Source organism: Lunatibacter salilacus, from assembly GCF_009797935.1.
Lineage (GTDB): Bacteria > Bacteroidota > Bacteroidia > Cytophagales > Cyclobacteriaceae > Lunatibacter > Lunatibacter salilacus.
Window position 1 is genome coordinate 93,865 of sequence record NZ_VOLC01000012.1, and the last position, 25,810, is coordinate 119,674.

At 43.9% G+C, this 25,810-nt stretch carries 16 protein-coding genes; 9 read left to right on the forward strand and 7 right to left on the reverse strand.

Annotated features, from left to right (window positions below; translation table 11 throughout):
• Positions 1-222: 222 nt before the first annotated feature.
• From FQ608_RS16520 to FQ608_RS16540, 5 genes are all read right to left on the reverse strand, one after another.
• Complete coding sequence (locus FQ608_RS16520) at positions 223-1,809, reverse strand: amidohydrolase (protein WP_158859352.1); 1,587 nt, start codon at positions 1,807-1,809, stop codon at positions 223-225.
• Positions 1,810-1,820: 11 nt separating this feature from the next.
• A complete protein-coding gene (locus tag FQ608_RS16525; protein WP_158859353.1) occupies positions 1,821-4,325 on the reverse strand; it encodes a zinc-dependent metalloprotease in 2,505 nt (834 codons plus the stop codon).
• A gap of 223 nt (positions 4,326-4,548) precedes the next feature.
• Positions 4,549-5,997 (reverse strand): RagB/SusD family nutrient uptake outer membrane protein, encoded by a 1,449-nt coding sequence (locus FQ608_RS16530; RefSeq protein WP_158859354.1) that lies wholly within the window; start codon positions 5,995-5,997, stop codon positions 4,549-4,551.
• 20 nt (positions 5,998-6,017) lie between these two features.
• The gene (locus FQ608_RS16535) at positions 6,018-9,263 is read right to left on the reverse strand and encodes a SusC/RagA family TonB-linked outer membrane protein (protein ID WP_158859355.1); all 3,246 of its coding nucleotides are present in this window, start codon (positions 9,261-9,263) and stop codon (positions 6,018-6,020) included.
• A 370-nt stretch (positions 9,264-9,633) separates the two neighbouring features.
• Positions 9,634-10,788 carry an FAD-dependent oxidoreductase gene (locus FQ608_RS16540; RefSeq protein WP_158859356.1) on the reverse strand — a complete coding sequence of 385 codons (1,155 nt, stop codon included), beginning with the start codon at positions 10,786-10,788 and terminating at the stop codon, positions 9,634-9,636.
• Positions 10,789-11,223: 435 nt separating this feature from the next.
• On the opposite strand from FQ608_RS16540, the gene FQ608_RS16545 reads away from it, so the two are divergent.
• A complete protein-coding gene (locus FQ608_RS16545; RefSeq protein WP_158859357.1) occupies positions 11,224-11,691 on the forward strand; it encodes a ferritin-like domain-containing protein in 468 nt (155 codons plus the stop codon).
• 196 nt (positions 11,692-11,887) lie between these two features.
• Here the strand turns inward: FQ608_RS16545 and FQ608_RS16550 are convergent, their stop codons facing one another.
• Both FQ608_RS16550 and FQ608_RS16555 read right to left on the reverse strand, forming a co-directional pair.
• On the reverse strand, positions 11,888-12,583 hold the full coding sequence (locus FQ608_RS16550; protein ID WP_158859358.1) for a class I SAM-dependent methyltransferase: 696 nt from the start codon (positions 12,581-12,583) through the stop codon (positions 11,888-11,890).
• A gap of 485 nt (positions 12,584-13,068) precedes the next feature.
• Entirely contained in the window at positions 13,069-13,464 is a 396-nt protein-coding gene (locus tag FQ608_RS16555; protein WP_158859359.1) for a hypothetical protein, read from the reverse strand.
• A gap of 117 nt (positions 13,465-13,581) precedes the next feature.
• Between FQ608_RS16555 and FQ608_RS16560 the strand changes: the two genes are divergently transcribed.
• The 8 genes from FQ608_RS16560 to FQ608_RS16595 all read left to right on the forward strand — a co-directional run bounded on the left by FQ608_RS16560 (position 13,582) and on the right by FQ608_RS16595 (position 25,806).
• Entirely contained in the window at positions 13,582-14,145 is a 564-nt protein-coding gene (locus FQ608_RS16560) for a LemA family protein (protein ID WP_158859360.1), read from the forward strand.
• Positions 14,146-14,151: 6 nt separating this feature from the next.
• Entirely contained in the window at positions 14,152-15,093 is a 942-nt protein-coding gene (locus tag FQ608_RS16565) for a M48 family metallopeptidase (RefSeq protein WP_158859361.1), read from the forward strand.
• A 94-nt stretch (positions 15,094-15,187) separates the two neighbouring features.
• Complete coding sequence (locus FQ608_RS16570; RefSeq protein WP_158859362.1) at positions 15,188-15,352, forward strand: DUF1328 domain-containing protein; 165 nt, start codon at positions 15,188-15,190, stop codon at positions 15,350-15,352.
• A 540-nt stretch (positions 15,353-15,892) separates the two neighbouring features.
• Positions 15,893-16,462 (forward strand): RNA polymerase sigma factor, encoded by a 570-nt coding sequence (locus FQ608_RS16575; protein ID WP_234364239.1) that lies wholly within the window; start codon positions 15,893-15,895, stop codon positions 16,460-16,462.
• A 108-nt stretch (positions 16,463-16,570) separates the two neighbouring features.
• The gene (locus FQ608_RS16580; protein WP_158859363.1) at positions 16,571-17,653 is read left to right on the forward strand and encodes a FecR family protein; all 1,083 of its coding nucleotides are present in this window, start codon (positions 16,571-16,573) and stop codon (positions 17,651-17,653) included.
• Positions 17,654-17,785: 132 nt separating this feature from the next.
• Positions 17,786-21,130, forward strand: coding sequence for a SusC/RagA family TonB-linked outer membrane protein (locus FQ608_RS16585; protein WP_158859364.1), 3,345 nt, complete (start codon positions 17,786-17,788; stop codon positions 21,128-21,130).
• Between the two features lie 12 nt (positions 21,131-21,142).
• Positions 21,143-22,621: a RagB/SusD family nutrient uptake outer membrane protein gene (locus tag FQ608_RS16590; protein ID WP_158859365.1), complete on the forward strand. Its 1,479-nt coding sequence runs from the start codon at positions 21,143-21,145 to the stop codon at positions 22,619-22,621.
• 1,304 nt (positions 22,622-23,925) lie between these two features.
• The gene (locus FQ608_RS16595; protein WP_158859366.1) at positions 23,926-25,806 is read left to right on the forward strand and encodes a sulfatase family protein; all 1,881 of its coding nucleotides are present in this window, start codon (positions 23,926-23,928) and stop codon (positions 25,804-25,806) included.
• The last annotated feature ends 4 nt before the right edge of the window (positions 25,807-25,810 follow it).

Here is a 25,810-nt window from a genome sequence, read left to right on the forward strand (position 1 = left end):
TCCGGTATATTTTTTCTAAACGTTCTATCGAATTAGTTGGTTCGCCATGTGAGTGTCCTGCTGTGCCTGCAATAGACTATATAAATCTACTGCACATTTCCGCAAATTCCTAAAGAAACAGGATCCTTATGGTCAAACCTTTTCGTTACCACAAAAGACAACTTTTTAAAAGATTTTAGGCAACACGATAGCCTATTATCCTGTATAATCGTGCCTATCTATTTACTCCAACGTCGGATAACTAACCCCTAGTTGCTCCAGATAGCTGTCGTATTTTGTCTCGTCGTAGTAGAATTTTTCGAGTTGGGGACGGTAGATTTCCATAAGCCGCTCGTTTAGGAATAGCGCCGGTTCATCGGTTTCGGCCATTATCGGGGTGTACTTGGTTTCCTTTGTCTGTACCTCCTCAAAGTATTTCTTCGCTTCAACAAGGATCTCCGGCTTTAACAATAGGTCGAATACGGTCAGTGCCTCTACTTTGGCTCCCGCCAGTACCCCCTTATGCGCAATAGGCGTCGCCATGGCAACGGCATTGGTCCAGTGGTGGCCTGGAAGATCCGGTGCGTTGGCCGGGTATCGGAGGACCACGGTGGGTACATTCCATGACACATCGGCAATATCATCCGATCCGCCTCCCATGGAGAAGGTCGCCGGTCCTCTAAGTTCGCTTATTTCCGTCAGCAGTCCCGTTTGGTTTTCACCTTTCTCCGGGTTGATATGTTTTTGAACGGCCTTCGCAAGTTGTTGGTCTGCCTCACTCCATGTAGGCAAACCTACCTGTTCGATGTTTTTTTGTACTGTTTCCGCTATGGCCTTATTAAAGTGTCCGGGCCAGGAAGAGCCGATTATTTGGTGGCTGACCGTGGTGTTGGTCATCTTTGCGGCACCTTCAGCAATGCGTATGGCATCTTCTTGGAGGCTAAGGATTTTTTCATAAGTTCGTTCCCGTAGAAAGTACCATACAGATGCAGTGCCAGGCACCACATTGGGCTGGTCGCCTCCGTCCATGATTACATAGTGGGAGCGTTGGGTGGGCTGTAGATGCTCCCGGTGGAAATTCCATCCCACATTCATCAATTCCACGGCATCCAAGGCACTTCGCCCATTCCAAGCAGATGCGCCATGGGCGGTCTGTCCTTCAAAATCAAATTTCACGGATACAAGGCCGTTGTTTCCAGAATCCCCCCAAGAAACGCCCATATTGCTGCTGACATGGGTAAAGATGCAGGCGTCTGCCTCTTTGAATATCCCGGACCGGACCATAAATGCCTTTCCGGCCAATTGTTCTTCGGCGATTCCCGGCCAAAGCATCAGTGTTCCTTGAATGCCTTCACGTTCCATAATGGTTTTCAGCGATAGGGCAGCGGCAATACTAAGCGGTACACCGGAATTGTGGCCTTCCCCATGGCCCGGTGCCCCTTTTACTAGGGGTTTATGATAGGCAACGCCTGGAGTTTGATTGGTGTTTGGAAGACCGTCAATATCTGATCCTATGGCAATAAACGGTCTTCCCGAACCCCATGTGGCCGTCCATGCTGTTGGCATGCCTGCCACGCCCCGCTCTACGGTAAAACCGTTTTCTTCGAGAATTCCGGAAAGGTATTTGGAGGTTTCATATTCCTGAAAACCCATCTCCGAAAAGCTAAATACCTTATCAACCATTACCTGCACAAGCTTCTGCTGCTTGTCCACTTCTTCCAGCAATTCCTGCTTGAGACTGGCGATCTTGGCAGAGCGCATCTGGGAGAAGGAAAGGAAGGGATTCCCAAGCAGGAATCCCATCAAAAAAACTAAACTGATTCTATTCATTGTTAGTTGGTTTAATATCCGTTTCCATGGTCGTGACTGCATACTGGTTCCAGCCAGTTTTGCCCCGTGCTACCTATGGGTGCTCCCGCAGGCGCTTCCAGGGGAGTTAGAAGCGTTACCGTTTCCTGTGGATTGCTCTCAAAGCCTTCCAACAACGCATGGCAGTAATGGTAATGCGCTTTTTGGTAGACGCTGCTTGGGTTTTGAATGGCAATCCAGTTTTTGATCTCAGCCGTTTTGAGCAAAGCAACAGCTCTTGCTTGCGAAGACGCATTTTTATTCGTTGATAGCACAATCAGATGCTGAAGGGCCAGTTTGGCCACGACACGTTGTACTTCCCCTTCGTATCCATTCTTGACCGGACTTTTCCAAGTTGTAGCTATCAGTTGATCCAGCACAGCCTCCAAACTTGGCAGTGAGCTATCCAGTGCATGCTGCGTCACAAGCCTAGAAGCACGCTCCGGGTTCAATAATAGACTGATGGTCAGGTTGGCGGCAATTTCTGCGGGAGAAAGCGGATCGAATACCAATCCTGTATTCCGGTTAAAGGATTCCCGTGGATTTGCCGGAAAGCCATAAGGTCTGGGCGGGATCAAAGAAGTGATATTCTTTGGCAATACCAGCACCTCGGGTTTGAGTGTATTTAGCAGGGATTGAAGTGCTTTGGTTTGGGCCGCCGCAGGTACGGGAGTGATAGGCTCACCCGCCTCGCCGCGAAGCATATACGTATAGGAAGCACCCGCCACTACTTTTACAGCAGCCTCTACCTGATAGCGGTGAAACATATACATGGGAACCAAGACCTCTTCCAAGTTAGCCATGGGGGTACCCACGGGGATTTTTTTCTCGGAGAAGTTGTCCAATACAATTTTCCGCACTTTCATGGTGTGGTCCAGTTCTTCGACCGCATCCGCGCCATTGTCCCACAAGTGGTTTTCAGGGTGGGCGCTTCCCGGAGGACGTGCATCTTGGTCGGAGAGAAATTTCATGCCTTTCGCCTGATAGTCTTTGACCAGTTTGTCGATTTCCTCCATCTCATCGGATCCTTCGGGGAAGGTAGCGTAAGCGATTTTGATGGCTACTTTATCCCAGGCACCTATTCCCTCCGGATAGGCATCGGAGATGTCAATGGTGTTACTGGCAGTAAGTTTTACGGTAGGGTGGGGGTAATCCATGACAGAGGCCCTTTCGAAAGTACTAGCTATATAATTGTGGGGTAATCCCAAGGTATGGCCGACTTCATGGGCGGCTAGTTGTCTCATACGCGCCAAGGACATGTCCATCATAGCCGGATTTTCATCCGTTCCCTCATATTCTCCTACTAGACCTTGGGCTAGGAGGTAATCCTGTCTTACCCGAAGGGAGCCCAAGGTTACTTTTCCCTTGATAATTTCCCCAGTTCTTGGGTCAGTGACACCCCCGCCATAGGACCATCCTCTGGAGGATCGGTGAACCCATTGTACTAGATGGTAGCGGATATCCATGGGATCGGCATCTTCCGGCAATAATTTAACCTCAAACGCATTTTTAAATCCAGCTTCTTCAAAGGCTTCGGCCCACCATTTGGTGCCATCCATTAGCGCTGTGCGTATGGGTTCCGGTGTTCCCGGATCGATGTAATAGACGATGGGTTCCACCACTTCACTGACAGCGGCATTTGGATCCTTTTTTTCCAATCGGTGTCTTCGTATATAGCGCTTGGTAATGGATTCATTGACAGGAGAGGCATAATCATAGAAGCTGACCGAATTGATACCTGCCCTCGGATCAAAGGCCCTAGGTACGTAGTTATCGTCTGGGAGCTCCACAAAAGAATGGTGCATTCGTAGCGTGACTGCTCCAGTTGACGGGGCCACTTCCCTCAGGTATGGTCCAGCCTGGTCCCCGGTAAGGGTGATGGTAGCTTCTATTTCCGTGTTTTTGGGGAAACTTTTGGTCCTTGGCAGGTAAATAGCACTTCGGGATAAGTCCAGTTTATAAGTGCCCTGCCGGGTGCGGCTGATAGCTGCCGCGGCACCGGCTGCATCCTGAAGGAAAAAGCCGGTTCCATCGACCAAAACACTTCCACCTTCCTCGGCACTGATTTCAAATCCCCAATGCACCGATTTGGCAAAGGATTCTTCCACAGCCTTTTTTTCGAGTACATTATCCGTAAGCGCTCTATACCCGTAATTGGGTTCGATCATCAGGATTTTATTTCCGGACCGCTCGAAGGCTACTACGTGGGAGGGAAGTATGCGGCCCCGGTCCAAGCCGATGTCATTGGATCCAAGCCCGGCAGCGAGGGAAGGATAATAGAGGATTTCTTTGTCCAGTTCACTGATCTCCATCCAGATTTTCCCTTTTTTGGCATCCCAATAAAGGGTGATAAAGCCGGGCATTTTTTCCATACCCTCGGTCAATGAGGCTATTGTTGGGCTGTTTTGGGCGTTAGCTATGCCAATACCTCCTCCCGGGTGGGAGGAGGCCATCAGCAAGCATAAACCACAAATTAAACTACTGATTGTTTTTTTCATGTGTATATAATTGTTTTTCAGTTGTCACATGGAATCTCGCATGGCGGATAGTCATCCCAGTTTGTGTCGCTTGCGTCATGCTCGATTTCATCTGTATATATTTTTTTAATTGGTCGGATAGCCTGTCCCGAATTTATTCGGGAGAATCTCGCATGATTGATAATCATCCCTCAATATGACGATTTCCACCATGCTCGATTTCATAAGTTGGTTGACGTTTTAATCAATTCATTAAGGCTTTGTTATTCAAGATCTCCAAGTTAGGCATTGGAAAGGTATATTCCGTCTGGTTTGGGGTAATGGCAGGGGCAAAAAGGCTGCTACTTCCCTTGGCAGGTATGGTTTCCATTTTTCGCAGCAAATCATTTGAGCGGAAACCTTCTCCAATTAGTTCAATCCTACGTTCGGTAAGAATGCTTTCCACAAGCGCATCGGCAGAAGAAACTGCGGAAGCCGGGAAGGAATAGTCAGGGTCTGACCTTTGCCGAACCTCTTCCAATAAGGCAAACGCTTTGGGAAGATCACCAGTAAGTGCCGCTGCTTCGGCGTAATTTAGAAGTACTTCCGCATAGCGGATCACAGGCACGAAATCCAAGAAAGGAGCTGGTTTGGCGTATTTGGTCATAAAATACCTTCCGTTGTTTACCCGGAACATTCCTTTTCTGGCATCTTCGGATCTCCATTCCGGGTTACCCCAGATTCCCTCTTGATTCATATAATATTCCGCACTGATATTATAAATAAATCCAAGAGAACTCTGACCCGTTGCACTGCTTAGTTCGGTCATGGGCATGGAAAAGATTGATTCGGCAGAGGTGTAATTGGTTCTGAAGACCTCCATTACATCTCCATGCAATTCATGGGCTACTCCGGATGGAGCACTAAAAGGGGAGCTTTCAGAAACGATTTTTTGCGCCTCCGAAATAACGTTGGCATAGTCACCCATAGTCAGATAAACCCTGGTTTTTAGTGCGATAGCCGTATTTTTATGTGCTCGTGTGGTATTTAGTAGCGGAGACGGCCGCGTTTCGGGCAAGCCTGCTTCCGCCTCGTTTAAGTCGATAAGTATCTGTGCATATACCTGAGCAACCGTACTTCTGGCCAAATCATTATTTTCCGTGTCTGTTTCAGATTGGAGTCGAAGTGGTAACCCTGGGGAGGCTCCCTGATCTTCAGTAAAAGGTCTGGCATACAAGGTTATCAAAGCAAAATAACTTAAGGCACGGACAAATTTAGCTTCCGCAATATATTGGTTTTCCAGCTCTTCCGAAACAACCCCCGAGTTCGCACGTATCCCCTCAATAAAGAAATTTGCGGAATTGATGGTGGCATAGGCATCTCTCCAAAGTATTTCCACTTCGTTGGAATTGGAGTTAACCGTATGACTCCATGTATCGTATCCTGTGAAGATATTGTTGGTCACGTTTACGAAATCCTCTCCCCGGAAGTCTCCGTACATGACATACCTTCCACCATAAAAATAGTTGGCTTTTAATCCGTTGTAAACCCCATTTACCAATCCAAGTACCCTTTCTGGGGTGTCAAAGATATTTGCCTCTGTCAGATTGGTCTGAGGGGTTGGGTATAGTAGCTCGTCCTCGTTGCATGCGCTAAAGGCCAGGAAAAGCCCAATTAGACACAGCAGTATATTTTTGTTGATTAATTTTTTCATGTTCATCTTAAGGTAATGTTTTAAAATCCAATATTGATTCCCATAGTGAATGTCCGTCCCTGTGGTACGGAGTTTTTCTCTACTCCCGGGGAAATATTGGAGTTTCCGTTGGATGATATTTCAGGATCTGTACCGGTATATTTGGTCCATACAAAAGCGTTGAATACCTGAGTATAGACTCTTACTGATGATAATTTTAACTTACTTAAAATCGGAGCGGGAAGACGGTAGCCTATAGAAGCCGTTTGAAGCCGCATGAAGTCTGCTTTTTCAGCATTTGCAGAAATTGGCCATGAAGATCCGTTTGACAGCAAATCTCCATACACTACCCGTGGCATATCAGTTACCTGTCCGGGTGTAGTCCATCTTTCCAATACCACGGTGGAATTGTTCCAAAAACGCTGATCTCTCCAAGTCCCACGGGAACCATTCATTACATAATTGCCTCCAGAGTAAGTGAGGAGTATGTTTACATCAAAATTACCAAAGCTGAAATTTTGATCCAGTCCACCATACCATTTTGGAAGTGCGTTGCCTATCAGGTCAAAATCATTTCCGGTAATAGGGTCCGCAGCCGAACCGTCAAGATAGGTCCATCGGCTCTCCCCGGGGCGGGATACATGGCTATATTGCACCCGCTCTCCTGCTGCATTTACAAATACCCTCAGTCCGGTTTCCGGATTTACGCCATCCGTGATGGCACCATATAAGCTGCCTACGGAATAGCCTACTCGCGTAATATTGGTTGTTTCTGCAGATCCACTGGTAACACCCACAATATCCCCTCCGGCTAGCTCGGTAACTTTATTGTTCATATTGGTATAATTCAGCGTAGCGGACCATTGGAAATTCCCGTTATTGACTAAATTGGAAGTTAGGGCGACCTCTAGTCCCCGATTGTACATTGAGCCTACATTGCTGAGGATACTTCCTCCCGGAATCCCCTTGGACGGTGCCTGAGGCACTCCTAATATAAGTCCATTCACATTATTGTAAAAATAGGTCATATCCAGTTGGAATCGATCATTCAAAAACCCAATGTCTGCTCCAATGTTGGTCTGTTCACTTGTTTCCCAGCCAAGATTTGGGTTTCCAGCCTGTCCGAAAGTCCAAGTCGGGGCATTGCCATAGAGAGAAGCGTCAAACAAAACTAAGGAACCAAATGCATTCGATAGGTTACCGTTTCCCACTACTCCCCAGCTTCCCCGCAGTTTGACGGAGGTTATAAAGTCTGCTACCGTTGAGTTGGCATAGAAATCTTCCTGGGATAGTTCCCAGCCTGCGGAAACGCCACCGAATAAACCGTACTTGGTGTCAGCTCCCAGGGCGGAGTTCCCGTCCCTTCTCACGTTCATGGTGACAAAGTATTTTTTGTCAAAATCATAGCTAAACCTGGAGAACTGGGAGATATAGGAGAACTCATCAATAAAGTTTCCTACAGGATTAATATTTCCGTAATTGCCCTGAAAGTTGGTGAAGAAATCATCGGAACTGTTTGAACGGTTGGCACCCCATGCTGAATTATTGAAGCTTTGGGCGTCATATCCGACCAATAAGGATAAGTTGTGTCGGTTGTTGAAGGATTTCTGGTAAGCTGCTGTGGAAACAAAATTCCAGTTATCCCTTAATCCGGTGACATTGATTGCCTGCCCTCCTGGAGAAAATCCTGGTCCGTGCAGGGAGTTGTTGAACGTCAGGTTTTCCGTTCTAAGACGGTCCACGGAATATCCCATGGTAAGCGTTAGTCCTTCGATAGGCGTGGCGGTTAGATTGAAATTGGCAATGATCCGGTCATTTTCGGAATCGTATCTATCCAGCTCCAACAGCGGCAAGGGGTGGTAAAAGTTACTCGCCACATTGTTATTACTCATACCCATTCGGGCACCTGCTGATATATTGTAGGAGCCGTCTTCGTTATATGCCGGCACGTTGGGGGCCGTCAACCAAGCCAATCTAGCCGCACCGACAAGACCAAAAGCATTTCCCTGTAAAGAGCCTGTGGCTGGTGAAGCGTTCATGGTGTTGTTGTAGTTGGCATTTCCGGTGAATTTCAGCCAATCGTTGATTTTGTGATCCACATTAAACCGGACAGCCTTCCGCTCGAATGAATTACCTACCAAAATGCCTTCCTGCTTGCTGTAGTTGGTGGAAAAGAAATAGGTTGTCGTTTCCGATCCGCCTGAAATATTCAAGCTGTGGTTTTGTGAGACGCCTGTCTGATACACATGGTCATACCAATCCGTATCTACTAAACTTCCGTCTGCATTATATGAGGGAAAGAACAACTCAGAAGCGACGTTCTCATTGCTCTCGTTTCCCCCCATGATTTTTGCGTTCAGCACAGCCTCATTTTTGATCATCATAAATTGCTCCGCATTGAGCATGGTAGGGAGCCGGACGGCATTAGTGACTCCGCCCCAACCTTCGTAATTTACTCTTGCTTTTCCAGCCTTTCCACGCTTGGTAGTAATTAGCAAGACACCAGCCGCCGCCCTCGAACCATAAATAGATGTGGACGCGGCATCCTTCAAGATGTCAATGGATTCAATATCCGCTGGATTGATATCTCCAAGTGGGTTGTTGGCGACGTTCGCATTGCCGGATACGTTGCCTGTATTAATAGGAATACCGTCTACGACAATAAGCGGGTAGGAGCTTAGGGAAATCGAATTGATGCCCCGGATTCGGATGACGGGCGGGTTGTTCAATACACCGTTTGGTTGGGAAATATTAACCCCAGTGGCTCGTCCGGCCATACCCTGATCAAAGCTCTGAACTGGCAAATCTTTCAATTTATCTCCTCCGACGGAGGCCGCGGATCCGGTAAATTCCCTTTTGGATTGGGTACCATAGCCGATCACAATTACTTCCTCCAGGGTAGAGTCAGGCTCCAGGGATATGCTAATTAAGCTTTGATTGCCAACAGTAACGTCCTTGGTTTTAAATCCAAGATAGCTTATCCGGATGGTTGCGCCTGTCGGCGCATTGATGCTGAACTTGCCGTCTATATCGGTAGCAACTCCATTTGTAGTACCAACTACCATTACCGAAGCGCCAATGAGCGGTTCCCCAGAATCACCATCCAGGACAGTTCCTGTTACATCTACATCTTCAAAGGAAGCTGTTTCGTATGATTCAGATAGTTTTGGTAGTGAGCGTGAAGGGTTGTTGGCAAATAGGGCATGCGAGCAGTAAAAACTTGCGGTGATACCAAGAAATAACTGCCTACATAACCACTTTGACGTGGTTTGTAACTTTTTTTTCATAACTTTAATCGGTTTTAGTTTTACACAACTATTACTGTTTCAATACAAAGAGATCCTAGGGGCCTAATCCGGGGTCTCTTTTTTTTTGTTATTTTTGGGTAAACGAAGCAGGAATAAATTGGCAGATTTTGATTGATTGATTGATTCTTTCGTGAACGAACTCCTTATAGTGTATCAAGAATAGAGGATTTCAATAGACCTGATTGTGGGCATATTGCCTCATCTGCTGCGTGTAGCTTCAATCCATGGTTTAAATTTAAACCAATAATTTATTAAAAACATAAAAAAATAAGAAAATAGATAAAAATAATATCTATAAAAATGCTTTTATGTTAGATATAATGAAAATGTAATTAAAAAATGAGCTAGGCTAACTCCTTAGATTTTGCATCATTTCTTCAACACCCGTCAGGTATTTTTCCTTCACTGCCGGATCAGGGGCAGTGTCCCAATTACCGTCTATTCCATTACCCCCGATCATGATGCCATCTCTACGTGGAATAAAATACACACCTCCCATATTAGCCCTATAAGTAAGCTCCGGTTGTGGGATTAGGAAACACAATTGCCCTGATACCGGCATCAGGTCATTGTCACCAAAGATCTCTTGGGATCCCAATCCGGTGCAGTTGACTACACACTTTTGTGGCAAGGCATCTACATCTTCTGGTTTTTTGAAATCTTTAAATTCGATTTTTCCTCCTGCCAATAGAAAATCATCCCGCATCATTTTGAGATAGGAGGGAATATTGAATATGGTAGTGGGACTTTTACTGACATGGTCAAACTTGAATGGGTTTTCCCTTCTGCTAAGAGGCACACCTTTCGGGTAGAAGTTAACCTCGGGAGTTTCCAGCTTGCTTCGGAGTTCGTCTGAATAGTCACCTCTTCGTTGTTCCCCAGAACGGATACTGTAATTGTCCATCCAGTCTACAACTTGGTTTATGCCCAATAGACGTTGAAAGGTCCGGTAGGAGTGCGTGCAGGCTTTTTGGTACATAGCGGCAAATGCTGGAGTGACATGCTGCGGCAATATCAATCGTGAAGTGGGGGACCATGTTCCTGTAGCCATTGCGGAAGTAATGTTGGGATAGGAGTCTTTGGTGTAAATGGTGACCTCATACCCTTTTTGCTGTAGCGTCCTGGCTGTGGCCAATCCAACCACGCCGCATCCCATTAATCCAATCTTCTTTTCTTGGGTCTGATCCACCAGTTCGGAGGCAATAAGCGCAGTGCCCCAAGAAAGAGACCATCCAGAACCTCCGTGGCCGTAGTTATGGACAATTGTTTTACTGCCCAACGCCTGTTTTTCAATCCTAGGCCCAGTTTTCCTGAAAGGCCTTAACCCAACGGTTTCTTTGATCACCCGGGTGGACGAAACGTTTACTTTGGGGAGTTTCAGCCTGGAATGAATGTTGAAATCGGCTACTGAATTTGCAACCGCAGTTGTTCCGGTTGCCATTAACCCCGCGCCCAAGGCGGCTACGGTGACTTTTTTGATAAAATCCCTTCGATGTGTGTACATGATGATAAAGAGGTGTTAGTGGTTGTATTTATATTTTCGATGCAGATCGATCTTGAGGGAAATTTTGGGCAAACTGTGGAGGTATGGGGTGGGATTTCCCCTGGCACTTTTTGGTCCTGAAATGTAGCAACAAAAAAGAAATTAAAAAATTTGAGGTTTAAAAAATATCCATAAAATAAAAAAATAACACATATAGATAGAAAATAGGTGTGTATTTAAACCTATTTTCTGAGTGTAATTTAAAAAATCTGCTAATCGTTGTCCGTATTCAAAAGTACAATCCAAGCAACACCTAACATAACCAAATCTATCAACCAGCAATAAAACAGATTTTATAATAAAAAACATAAAAAATTATCCTAGTAGGTAGGATTGGACTGGTTATTGTAAATTACTGTTTAAATTAATTATTTAAAAATAACCAATTTAAACACCATGATACGAATAGAAGAAATTATCAGTAATTTAAATGATTTGGTCGAAATCAATAATGACCGTATTCGGGGATACGAGAAAGCAATCGAAGCGGTGGACCCGACAGATGTAGATCTAATTCAGGTATTTTCTAAGATGATCTCAAATAGTAGAAGCCATATACAAGAATTATCCCAACACGTATTAACCCTAGGTGGCGAAGTAACCAAAGGTACTACGGCTTCGGGAAAGTTATTCAGAACTTGGATGGATATTAAATCTGCATTCAGTGCTGATGACCGTACTTCGGCTTTGGAACTTTGTGAATCAGGTGAAGATGCTGCGTTGAAAGCTTATAAAGAAGCGCTGAAAAGTGAAGAAGGACTGACAGTGGAAACTGCTCAATTGCTTCAAAGCCAGAGGGCTAGTTTACGGGTGGACCATGATGAAATAAAAGCCCTTCGAGACCTGCACAAAAGTGTATCGTAAGCAAGTCGCGTTAGTTAATTAAACAAACCAACATATTATTTATACCAGAAACTCCGGGATATTTCCGGAGTTTTTTTTTGAAGAAATGCAGTTGGATCTCTTACATGAGGCACATAATCAATTATTTCCTAGCTTAATTTCCTTTAACCCACTTTGGGAAATTCATTTCCCATTAAATGCAAAGTACTTATCCGGATTATGCGGCTACTTTTTTCAACAAGGCGAATACGTTTACGACCCGATGGTTTATGTTTTCAGAAATTTCCAGGTACCTTTCTGCCAATGCTTCATCAAAAGGATGCTGAAGAATTCTCTCGGACAGGTTTAGGGATTTAATAAGATACTTAGAAAACCATTTTGATTTTCCCGGACCGAATTGGTAGAAATCTTTTGAAAGAAAGCCTTTTTTTTCGCAGATAAACAATTCTTTTTCAAATGCGAACTGGCAACTTTCAATCAGCATATCAAAGGTTTCTTTATCATATTCCCTGGCATAAAAATTTCGTTTGTTCTCACCTCTTTCATATACTGCTCCATTTTTATACACGACATTATGAATAGCCTTGTATGGTACAGTCACAAGCAATTCTCCCTCAGGTTTTAATACACGCTTTATTTCCAATAATGCTTCTTCATCACCACCCAATTCGGGGTAAATGTGTTCTAAGACAGATATGCTTATTACTTTGTCAAAAGCATCTGTATCGAAGTCCAGTTTTCTCACATCCCCTTTGAAATAAGTGAGATTGAAAATCCCAAGCGATTCGGCTATATTTTTATAGGGTTTTACTTGATCGTCTGTAATGTTAATATAAATGAATTCTGTCTCTAGATACTTTGCTGCTAGATATAATGTAAACCATTGTGGACTACTAACATCCAGTATCTTCATTTGTGGCTCAATTTTAAGATTCCTTAAAACCGCGACAAATTCGGCGCACCTCATATAATCAATCGGACGAAAAACCCTTTTACTGGCAATTTTGTACCCATCTTCGTGGGAAGGTAATCTACTTCTGGATTTTTTAGCTAATACCTTGATGTTTTTTGATATTTCCGGCAAATTTTTTTTTATTTCTACCATAATAAAATTATTAAATGTAGTAAAAAAATAGAAACGAACAATACAATAGCATCTGTGAAATTAAACACTATATTTTACATTATCAAAAGCTTTTACTAAAAATAATATTAAAAATAAATCCTTAAACCACATTCGTGTATTGAATAAAATAGTAGGGTTAAAGTTTCAGGCCGAAGTAAGTTACCATATTTGCATCAATAAATAGCCTTCTGATCAGAATTGGCGATAAAGTACTTGGAATAAAATGAAACCGTTGAAACAATTGTTGGTTTTTTTCGCGGAATTCCAAGTTGCTATTGAATTGGCAAACTTTTGTTACCAGAACCTGACACCTCCAACACTTCTGTTACCACATATTTGCTTGCACCACGCCATGGTAGGGGGTTAAGGTATTCTTTGTACCGCAACTCCACAAAACTACCTCCTGACCGCTCAAGTAGATTGGCTACAGAATCACCGGTGGCACTGAAGCGAAACTCATTACTTTGTAGGGCTCCAGGGTTGGGGCTTTGAAAACCGTCCTGAACTAATCGTCCTTCCCATGTTTTAAACACAAAGCCTTTTTTTTCGAAGTAATTCAGATTGCCGGCTTTCACCCCTTCGGCAAAAACGAAATAATATCTCCACCAAATGACGATGGACAGGATGACAACCAAACCGATAACTATGGGGCCAGCGTACTTTTTCATGGGATAGTTTTTAATATTTCATAAATATAAGGACAAAAGAAATAATTTAAGTACCGTATAGGGTAGAGAATTGGGCGTAATTGTCTAATTTTATTTTCTAAACAAAAAATTGACCCTATGAGCACGCTTTGGATTGTAATTATAGTTGCTGTCGTATTAGTTATTTTTGTAGTATCCCTCTACAACAAGCTGGTCGCGTTGAAAAACAACCGGGAAAATGCCTTTGCGGATATTGATGTCCAGTTAAAACAGCGGCATGACCTAATCCCTCAGTTGGTCAGTGCGGTCAAAGGATATATGGAACATGAGGCAGGAGTTCTCACACGCGTAACTGAGGCTCGTTCCAGAGCCATGGGAGCCACAAGTATAGACGGAAAAATCGCAGCCGAACAGGAACTTGGGTCAGCCTTGCAGGGACTACAAATTCAGGTGGAAGCTTATCCGGACCTAAAAGCCAATACCAATTTTTTGCATCTGCAGGAAGAAATTTCGGACGTGGAAAATAAGCTTGCCTCCGTCCGCCGGTTTTTTAACTCAGCTACAAAAGAATTGAACGTGGCAGTTCAAAGCTTCCCTTCAAACCTTATCGCAGGCATGTTTGGGTTTCACACTGCAGCCATGTTTGACGTGGGAACTACGGAAAGAGAGCGTTTGGACAAGGCTCCGGATATCAAATTTTAATTTGATATGAGCAGTTATGTAGGTATTCACACCCAAATCAAAAGAAATAATTTCAAGTCTGTTCTGCTGTTGTTGGGTTTTCCGGTGTTGGTTTTAGCGGCGGTTTATGCATTTCTATACTTTACCTCCCCTGCCGAGGTACGTATGGAAACTGAACCTATCAATGAGACTTTCGTCCAGGTCATACCGGGTGTACTGATCGCAGTAGGCATCTGGTTTGGAATTGCCTTTTTTTTCCACAACAGGATGATAAACCGTGCTGCTGGCTCGAGGACATTGGAAAGGAAAGAGAATATGCGGGTGTACAATTTGGTGGAAAACCTGTGCATGAGCAAAGGAATGCGCATGCCGAAAGTCAATATTATCGAAGATCCGGCATTGAATGCCTTTGCAAGCGGCATTAATGAGAGATCGTACACGGTTACTCTAACCAGGGGAATCATTGAAAAACTCGATGACGATGAGCTGGAAGGTGTAATTGCACATGAACTTATGCATATCCGAAACAAGGATGTACGGTTGTTGATTATTACCATTATTTTTGTGGGGATCTTTTCATTTGTGGCACAAATTCTTTTCCGAAACATGCTGTTTGGGGCGGGAAGACGAAGGGAAAAAAGTGACAACCGAGCCATGTTAATTGCCATGGTGATTGCCTTTGTGGCATTTTTGCTCAGTATGATTTTTCGTTTTGCCATTTCGAGAAAGCGCGAATTTATGGCCGACAGTGGTGCTGCGGAAATGACCAAAAAGCCATGGGCCTTAGCCTCAGCTTTGAGGAAAATTTCCGGCAATTACCAGGTGCAAAACGTGAAAAGCGATGATGTTGCCGAACTCTTTATTGAAAACCGACCGGATAAGTCCTCGGGGATGATGTCGGCAATTACCGGGTTATTTGCTACCCATCCTCCCATCGACAAGCGGATAAAAATCTTGGAGCAATTTTAGTATACTGTTAAAAATCAACTATTTAACAGATAAGGAATGAGTTTGGAATGGTATTTGTAATTTTCAAAATATCATTCATCAAACTATTACTACTATGATTACGTGGATTATTGTCTTTCTTGTTGTTGCATTGATTGCGGGGGTGTTGGGATTTACCACCCTGGCATCAGGCCTCGCTTCATTGGCTAAAATAATATTTTACTTGTTTTTAGCTCTTTTGGCTATTAGCCTAATTATTGGGGCTGTCAACGGATTTTAACTTGAAACACTAATTTTAAGCAAACCTAACCAACAAAACCGTTATTGGGAGACTTTTTAAAGCTCCCGATAGCGGTTTTTTTTATTACCGCACAGGGCGCAAAGCAGGCGCAGAGGACGCAAGGGTGAATTTAAAATACATTTTGGTTATTGAGAATCTTCATGTTCTATTTTACTTCTAAAAAGTAAGGCCCGCAGAACTTGTCCAGTGTTTTCGGGATTGCGCTGATTTCCGCTGATTGTTTTTATTGACACCGAGATTTAATTCAACACAAAAAAAATCCGCTTCATCCGTGTTCCCTATTGGTTTATAGTGAATGATAATCGCACACACACGCCTTGTGGAGCAGCAGAAGGCACAAATTAGTTATCAAACCTCTTTGTTCTTTGGGTATGATGGTGTCCTCAGGGGTCCTCTTTTTTGCTTATCACACTAAGGGCACAAAGTAGTGGAAAAGTAATAAATTTAATATCACAAAATTAGGTAAAAGAAGTGGATTTTGATTAAGTTTGGTAGATACAAATAAACCCACTAGCTAGCTTGAATAATACGAAATCTTCTATTGCGTCAAAAACCATTGACAGTTTTTGGGATTCCTTGAGAAATGGAAAGCAGGATGGACTGGAAGGTATATATTTTTTACTTTACCGGAGACTTTTCCAAATGGGAATGAGTGTGGTTAAGGATGAGGAATTTGTAGCCGATTGTTTGCAGGAAGTATTTATCGATCTTTGGAAATACCACAAAAATCTACCCAAGGTGGATCATGTGCATCTCTACTTATTTCGGGCATTAAATCATAAAATTTTCAAGGAAATAAAAAAAAGCAAACAACGTAAAAGTATCCCTCTCCATGAAAACCTAAAACGCTATGCTTGTTCGGAATCAGTGGAAAAGCAGCTAATAGACAAGCAGCAGCATGAGATTTTAACGCATCAATTGGCAACGGCTCTAGGAAGCTTGCCGATCAGGCAAAAGGAGGTAATCCACTATTTATTTTTTGAAGAAGTGTCGTACGAGCAAGTTTCTAAAATCATGGGAATCAACTTAAGATCAGTTTATACCCTGGCTTGGAAAGCGATCACCAGTCTACGCAAAAGTGTTTTTTGAATTGTAAATTACTTCTCACAACAAAAATTCAAGTTTTTTTTTAAAATAAATCCCAAATGAAGGATAACTATTTTCTATTTCTTCCTCTAAAGGGATGAAATAAAAAGCATGGGTAAATTAAATTATACGGTAGCGGATTTTGTGTTGGATCCTGATTTCAGAAAATGGGTGTTATCTCCGGATGAAACGACTAATATTTATTGGGGGGAGTATTTGGAGAAAAATCCGTCAAAATGGAAGGCGCTTCAGGATGCACGGTTGCTTGTCTTATCTCTGGCCCGTGAAAGATTTGAAGTCAGTGAGGATGTATTAAAAATGCGTTGGCGGAACATATCCAATGCCATCGAACAGACGGATTCAGGTCCTGGGCAGCGAAAGACGGTTCCCATTCATTCCCTTGGTACTTTGAAAGACAGGGAATTTCACGCAAAATCGAGGACTAGGTTTCCTGTTCAATTCTTTTGGCTGTTAATTCTAGTTGTTGTCTTTTCCATTGCTACCCTGCTACAGTGGAAGGGGTATGAAGCGACTCCGGTGACTGAGGTGGATGACACATATGAGGAACACATTGCCCGTCCAGGAGTTAAAGTAGGCCTGACCCTGCATGACGGGTCAAAAGTATTGCTGAATTCAGGTTCTACCCTTCGCTATATCTCTAATTTTGAGAAGGATCGTCGGGAGCTGTTTTTGACAGGTGAAGCTTTCTTTGAAGTCACTAAAGATAGTCTACGTCCTTTTGTGGTGAAAACTTCCGGTTTTGTCACCAGAGCGTTAGGCACATCATTTCTGATCAAAGCAATTAATAAAGAAGAAACGATGGTCGCTTTAATTTCAGGAAAAGTAGCTGTGGAAAGTGAGGTAGGGGATGGAGGTTCAACAACTTTACTTCCCGGTTTTGCATATTACGCCGGAACTGATGGAGATTCGAAGTCCTTTGACCCGGAGATCGTACTTGCATGGACACGAAAAACCATCAGATTTGAAAAAACCCCCATGCTTGAAGTAATCCGGGTGTTGGAAAATTGGTACGGAGTCCAGATTTCCTATCCTAAGGGACCGGCCACCAACCTTAAGATATCCGGAAAATTTCATGATCAGACCCTTGAAAATGTGCTCCGGGGGATGAGTTATACCGGCAGGTTTGACTTTGAAATAAATCAAGATAACGTAACGCTAACCTTTAAAAACTAACTGCCTATGAAAAAAAACCGCAGGTATTACTACCTGCGGCTGAAATTGAACCCTGGCTTATAGACTGCCATCTTATCCAGGTCGTGTTTATTCAAACAATTCAGAAAACGTCAAAATAAACCCTTCAATATTATGAAAAATAACTTACTAAAGCATGTAATCCGCATGACTAAATTATTCGTTATTGTCTTTATGGTCCAGTTCGTTTCCATGAGCCTATTGGTAGCCAAAGACGGTATTGCACAAACTAAAAACATGGAAGAGGTCAGCGTCAATCTTTCGCTGATGGAAGTTCCGCTGGAAAGTGCTTTCAATCAAATTGAAGCCAACACAGGATTTAATTTTGTGTTTGCCACACGGGAACTTAACGGTCTGCCGCCCATTAGCATCAGCAGTGACGGCAAGAATCTTTATAACCTGCTTCAGGAAATTGGGTTTCAATCCAATTTGAATTTTAGACAGGTGGATTATACGATTTATGTAAAAAAATCCACGAGGAATTCATCCAGTCAGGTTATTGTAGATGAATTTGTTGAAGTCACCGGCACTGTTTCCGATGAATCGGGTGCACCCCTGCCCGGAGCAACCATTTCGGTTCTGGGGTCTTCTTTAGGAACAGTCACCGATATTGATGGGGAATTTTCTCTCAATGTGAACGAAGGTGCTACCTTGGTTTTTTCTTACATAGGCTATGAAACTCAACGAATAATAGTGGGTTCCCAAAGGGTATTGAATGTTCGCTTGGCCATGGATGCATCTTCACTGGAAGAAGTGGTAGTCGTAGGATATGGTTCTCAGGCAAAGAGCAAATTGACAGGTTCTATATCCTCAATCAGCACCAAGGAATTTGAAAACCAGCCTGTAACTCGTTTAGATCAAGTGTTACAGGGAAGGGCCGCCGGGGTTCAGGTAACCAACAGTGGCGGTGCTCCAGGAGGAGAGGTGCGAATCCGGATCCGGGGTGCAAATTCCATTACCGGTAGTAATGATCCACTGTATGTGATCGACGGATATGTAGGAGCAGATTTCTCTACGGTCAATCCCAATGATATAGAAAGCCTTCAGGTATTGAAAGATGCGTCTTCCACGGCAATTTATGGCAGTAGGGGAGCAAACGGCGTCATTATCATCACTACCAAGCGGGGAAAGGCCGGTGACATCAAAGTGAATTACAATAACCAATTCACTTCATCTGAGGTTTTGAAGAGATACAACACCATGGATGCCGCAACATTTGCTGAGGTGGCCAATGAGCGAAGCGATGCTACTGGTCTGTTGCCGCTATATACGGACCAACAAATCCAAGGATTCCGCCAGAATGGGGGCACCGATTGGCAGGACGAGATTTTCCGTCGCTCTGGAGGCCAGGAACACCAGATTAGCGTATCGGGAGGTAGTGAAAAAACTACATTTATGGTATCCGGAAACATCCTGGATCAGGATGGTATAATCGAAAATTCAGGATTTAAGCGGCAGGTGTTACGTGCAAATATTTTTACCCAGGTAAACGATAAATTTTCATTTCGGGTGAATATGTTTGGATCGAGAGGACGAAACAAGAATACTTCGACGATAGGATTCGGAACGGCAAGTCCGCTGGTACAGGCCTTGGCATGGGCACCCACTACACCTATATTCAATTCAGCCGGTGAGTATACCATGAATGATCCGGTTGGATCTGTGAAAGAGAATCCGGTGGCTTTGCTTTACGATAGAGAACTTATCGAAGAGCGTACTACGGGAAATGTCCTTGCGGGAATGACATACGAAATCACTGAGGGTTTGTCGCTTGATGTTCAGTATGCTATAAACTATTTCAATCAGCAGAATAAATACTTTTACGGCACTTTTGTAACCAATAGAAATCCCCGGGCTACCCGATCTTCCAGCGAACAAATTACGCTGCAAAGCACGGCCGCTCTTTCATATACAAAGACGGTAGGAGACGGGCACTTTTTGGATTTGGTTGGTGTATTTGAAACGCAAGAGTTTACCAACAACAGTTTTTCAGCTACTGCCAATCAATTGAAAGATCCCTCCCTTAGTTTTTACAATATGGGACTTGCGGGATCTTTTAATCTGAATTCCGCCTATCAAAAATGGACCTTGATGTCGTTCCTTGGTAGGGCAAACTATTCATTCAGGGATAAATACCTCTTGACGGTGGCTTTGAGACGGGACGGTTCATCCAAATTCCAAGAGGCAAACCGATGGAGTGTATTCCCTTCCGTTGCCGCCGGGTGGAACATATCTGACGAGGATTTTATGAAAAACCAAACCACTTTAAGCCTTTTCAAGCTTAGAGGTAGTTGGGGCATTACCGGAAGTCAGGCGATAAATCCCTACGCCACCCAGTCTACATATAGAACTGATCCATTGGTGTCTTTCACCGGAAATAATGTGGCGAGTGGAATAATGCTGGGAAATCCGGGCAATCCCAACTTAAGGTGGGAAACTACTGAGCAAAGTAATATTGGAGTTGAAATGGAATTTTTGGACGGTGCATTGTATCTGGAAGGTGATGTGTTCGTCAAAAACACCCGAGACTTGTTGATTAACCAACAACTTCCCGGATATGTTGGATCAGGCTCTATTACTAGAAATTTGGGTAAAGTACAAAACCGTGGCTGGGAGCTAACCCTTACGGCCAACGTGCTGAGAAACCGGGATCTGAACTGGACCAGTTCCTTCAATATTTCTGACGTAAGAAATGAAGTGCAAAGTCTGGGCGGGATTGCTGATCGAATATTCACCAATACCAATGTGGGTGCCGGAATGTCCACGCAGTCAGAATATGTGGTAAAACCTGGAAGCCCGCTGGGCTCATATTGGGGGTTGAATTACTTGGCTACTTGGAAGCCAGGTGAGGAAAGTCAAGCCCAAGCTTTTGGCGCAGTTCCCGGTGATTCCAGGTATGAGGATCTGAATAATGATGGAGCTATCACCTCCAACGATTTTCAAGTCATCGGTGTAGGAATTCCTATTACCAGCCTAGGTTGGAACAATACCTTTCAATACAAAGCCTTTACCCTAAACGTGTTTTTCCAGGGTGTGTTTGGGTTTGATAAGTTGCACTATACACGTGCGGCGGCAATTTCCGGAAGTGCGGATGCCAGACAGCCAGTACTTACCGAAATCCAAAACAGGTACATTCCCGGTGTAAATGAAACATCAGACATTCCCGCATTCAGCTTGACAAATTTAAATTTCACCCAATCTACCCGCTTTTTGGAAAGCGGCGATTTCTTGAGACTGAAAAACGTCAGTTTAAGTTATGATGTTCCAACCGTGCTGTTAAGAAATGTAGCTAATATCCGGGTATTTGTAAGCGGAATCAACCTGTTGACCTTTACAAATTACTCAGGAATTGATCCGGAATCAAGTTCCGTAGCGGGTGCAGATACCGCATTGGGTGTTGATTACGGGGCTTATCCCAATGCAAGGATCATTTCTACAGGAATTAATTTAACCTTCTAAAAGACTATAGCCATGAAAAATATACGATCAATCATGTTATCACTAAGTATTTCCTCCGCACTCCTTTTAGGAGTAGGTTGCAGTGGTTTTCTGGAGGAAGATTTGCAGGGGCAGTTGGTGGGTGCTGGAGCCTTAAGTTCAGTGGAAGGGCTTGATGCTGCGCTGACAGGAGCATATAAAGGATTGGGATGGACTTGGAGTATGGGTTTTTTCCATGCCACAGCCATGGGAGGAACCATGGGAGGTGATGATATTACAACCCATCCGGCAAGTAACAAACAAGAATTTCGGGAATTTGACCAGTTTGCCGTGTCTCCCGGAAACTCCCGTACAGGGCAAATGTTTACTGGCTGCTACAAAGCGATTCAGGGAGCCAATAATATCATCGAAAATTACGAAAATACCGTTGGTTCAGAAGCGATGATCACTCAGATTGTCGGAGAAGCTTATTTCCTTCGGGCATTCTCTTACTATTGGCTCGTTCGGTTGTACGGGAGTATTCCCCTCATAACCACGCCGACGTTTTCGGAAGATTTGTTAACAGTAAGTAGCAACCCGGGATCGGAAATCTATGCGTTGATCATCAGTGATTTTGAGCAGGCTGAGTTGAGGTTACCAAACACCAAGCGGAACCCAGGCAGACCCAATAAAGGATCGGCGTCTGCGTTTTTGGCCGATGTGTATTTGACTATGGGTGGCTGGCCGATCAATGATGCGTCCAAATACCCGCTGGCCGCAGCCAAAGCCAAGGAAGTGATTGACAATGCCGGAGCGTATGGATTTGAGTTGATGGATAGCTACGAGGAGCTTTGGGCAAATGACCAAACCGCAATGAACTTGCCCGAGGAAGTTTTCGCCCTGTATGCGTTTGACGGTGTTGGACAGACCATGAATGCGCATTATGGATTTGCTTCCATGCCCGGTGAGGAATCAGGTTGGGACGATTTCTTTGCGGAAATTAATTTCTTCAACAATTTTCCCGAAGGGCCACGCAAGGACATGACCTTTAGAACGGAGTTTACCCTATCCGATGGCCGGGTGCTGACTTGGCAGGAAATTCAGACACGTCATCCGTATTACAACAAGTATTATCAGGCAAATGATGTGAAGAGGTGGTTTTCTTCCTTGCCCTTGGTGATGTTGCGGTATGCACATGTGCTGACCATATATGCAGAGGCGAGTGCCAGGGCGCAGGGATCACCTCCGGCAGATGCCTATGCAGCGATAAACCAAATCAGGTCGCGTGCGGGATTGGCGAATCTGGAAAACTTGTCAACAGATGCATTTATTGAGGCCGTAATTGACGAGCGATCTTGGGAATTTGCGGCGGAAAGGACACGTTGGTTTGATTTGGTCAGGCTGGAAATGGTGGAAGAAGCCAATCAAGACAAACATGAATGGGATTTGAAACCTATTGGTTCGATTAGCAAGGAAGATTATTTCTTCCCCTTGCCACTTACGGAAACCTTGAATAACCCGAATTTGAGATAGGAAATTTTTGGAAATCCCCTTTGATCGTTTGGCTGTTGTTTGGTTGAGGGTTGGAGGGGATTTTTTTATTTGATATTTGTTGATATTGGATATTGATGGATATTAGAAATAAAGTAGAAATAAAGTAGAAATATGGCCTACGGCCGAAATATAAATATGCCTATGGCGAAATATTGAAATGTGATATTGGTGGATATTGAATATTGAGATATTGAAATACGGTAGAAATATGGCCTACGGCCGAAATATAATTGAAATATTTTTTACTGCTGAAATATGGTGGAAATCGGAGCAAAGCGGAGACCCTTGCGGTTCAGGGTATGGCCTATCGGCCCAGATAGGAAGAAGATATTAATTGATATTGGATACTAATTGATATTGAAAAGGTGAAATATAGTAGAAATATGCCTACGGCTGAAATATAGTGGAAATATGTTGAAAATCGGAGCGAAGCGAGAATCTCAACAAATTTTGATTTTTATAGATATTGGATACTATTGGATATTTGGATATATATAAAATCGTTTTTATCGAACCCGAAAAGGGTTCAACTCCTCAATAACCAGGGGTGTAGCGGTAGAGGAACCCCTGGATTGGAAACAGTGTATCGTCATCTTTTGGCAGCGAAAAACATTGGAAAAGCTATGCTTTTCCGCCAAAACCGGAACCTTGTAGTTGGTGCCTTTTGATAAAGAATTGGAACGCGGATTTGTGTGGATTTTTTGGGTGAATTGATTTCATTGGGTACCTAACTTAGATGGCGCTTAAACTTATGTTTCGAAAGAATAAAAATCATGATTGACGTAATCAATCGCCCTCTTCTCAAGGAGAGGGAGGGGTGAGGCGGTCGGGAGGCTGAATTCTTTTTTGTGATAAATCACTAACCAGTGACGGTTTTGCCGTAAATGGGTAGGCTGAATTGGATTTATAACCAGGTGACTAAAGCGGGAGAACAGGTTTCCTATGTAGTTTGAAAATAACGGCAGTGAAATCAATCATTCTTCTTGAATTAAGGCTTAAACTTATGTGTCGATGGAATAAATATCCTGATTGACGGAATCGATCGCCCTCTCCTAGAGGAGAGGGAAGGGGTGAGACAGTTACGGAGTGGAGATCATCGTACCCCCTCATATACCCTTATATGTCTCATATGGTTATAAAATAATTTTTCTCAGAGGATTACTTCAATCGACTTCCTCTAAAATAATAGCTTATATTGTTTAAATGGTAATCCCTAAACCGCCACCCAACCATTTTTTTTGTATATTTCCCGCCTAATTCCCATCAATTCAAAAACCCAAGATATGAGAATCGGTTCTTTATTGTTTGTGTCTTTTTTATTTTGCTTTTGCTCCCCACCTAAAGATCCAAGTACTGATCTGCCGCTCCCTAATATCGTTTGGATTACCAGTGAAGATAACAGCCCTTTTGCAGGATGCTATGGGGATGATTTTGCGACTACACCGAACATGGACAAATTGGCCGCAGAGGGTTTTCTGTACACGCACGCTTATGCCAATGCCCCTGTCTGCGCTCCTGCTAGAAATACTATTATTACAGGAGTCTATGCCAACTCCGGAGGACACGAGCATATGCGGAGTTACTACGATAAATCAGCATCTGTAAAGTTATATCCCGAATATCTTCGTGAAGCGGGCTACTATTGCACAAACAGCCAAAAGGAAGATTTTAACATCAATCCTGAACTGACTCAAAATACATGGGATGATTTGGGGAAAGATGCGCACTATAAAAACAGGCCTGAAGGCAAACCATTTTTCGCAATATTCAATTCCACCGTTTCCCATGAAAGCTCCCTCCATACCCGGACGCCGCTAGAGGACCTGAGGCATAGACCGGAGGATGTCACGCTGCCTCCTTATCATCCGGACACGCCGGATATGCGGCACGACTGGGCGCAGTATTATGACAAGATTGAGGATATGGATACCTGGATGGGAGGCATTTTAAAGGAACTGGAGGAAAGTGGCGAAAAGGAAAACACCATTATCTTTTACTATGGAGATCATGGGGGCGTATTAGCCCGCAGCAAGCGTTTTGTTTATGAGTCTGGCACGAGGGTTCCGTTTATCGTCCACATTCCCGAAAAATACAAACACCTCTATCCGGCAGAAGCTCCGGGATCTACCGTGGACCGTTTGATTGGTTTTGTGGATTTGGTTCCTACGCTGTTAAGCATCATCGGCATCGATGTTCCGGATTACCTTCAGGGGAATGCTTTTTTGGGACCGCAGAAATCGGAAGATCCGGAATACGCCTATATGTTTCGGGGAAGAATGGACGAGCGGTATGATATGAGTAGGGCGGTCAGGAACCAAAAATACCGTTATATCAAAAATTATATGCCCTACCGGATCTATGGTCAATATATCGATTACCTCTGGAGAGCCCCATCCATTCGATCTTGGGAGGCTGCTTATACGGCCGGGGAGTGCAATGCCGTACAATCGATTTTTTGGAACATCAAACCAGTTGAAGAACTGTACGATACAGAAAACGATCCCTGGGAAGTGAATAACTTGGCCGCCGACCCAGCATACAGGGAAGTATTAGAGCGTATGCGTGCCGCAAACCGAAGCTGGATTCTAGATATTCAAGATGCGGGATTTATCCCGGAGGCAACCTTGGTAGATCTCACCGAAAATACCACGCCATACGACTATATGCGTTCCGGTAATGTGGATTTGACGCAGTTGGTGGATGCCGCCGAATATGCGACCAACCCAAATCCCGATCCCCAAAAGCTTGCGGACATACTGGAATCCGATAATCCCACGCTTACCTATTGGGGGGCGACCGGGCTTTTGATTCTGGGTGAAAATGCCCGGCCGGCTATGGACAAACTTAAGGCACTAGCTTCAAATCAGTCGCATAATGGGGCCATCGTAGCCGCTGAATCGCTGTATGTATTGGGGGAAAAGGAAATTGGGAAAGAAACCCTTTTACGGGCATTGAATTCCGATAATCCCTTTGCCCGGGGCCATGCGCTCAATGTAGTGGATAATGTGGATGAAAATAGGCCTGAAATGCGCCAAGCTGTGGTCGATATGGTCAAGCGGGTCGGAGAATTCAAAAGCAATAATTATGACCTAAGGATGGCTAAATTTCTCTTTTCCAAATGGGATATTGATCCAAAATCCTTGGGCATCGAAATGAATTGGTAAGTAT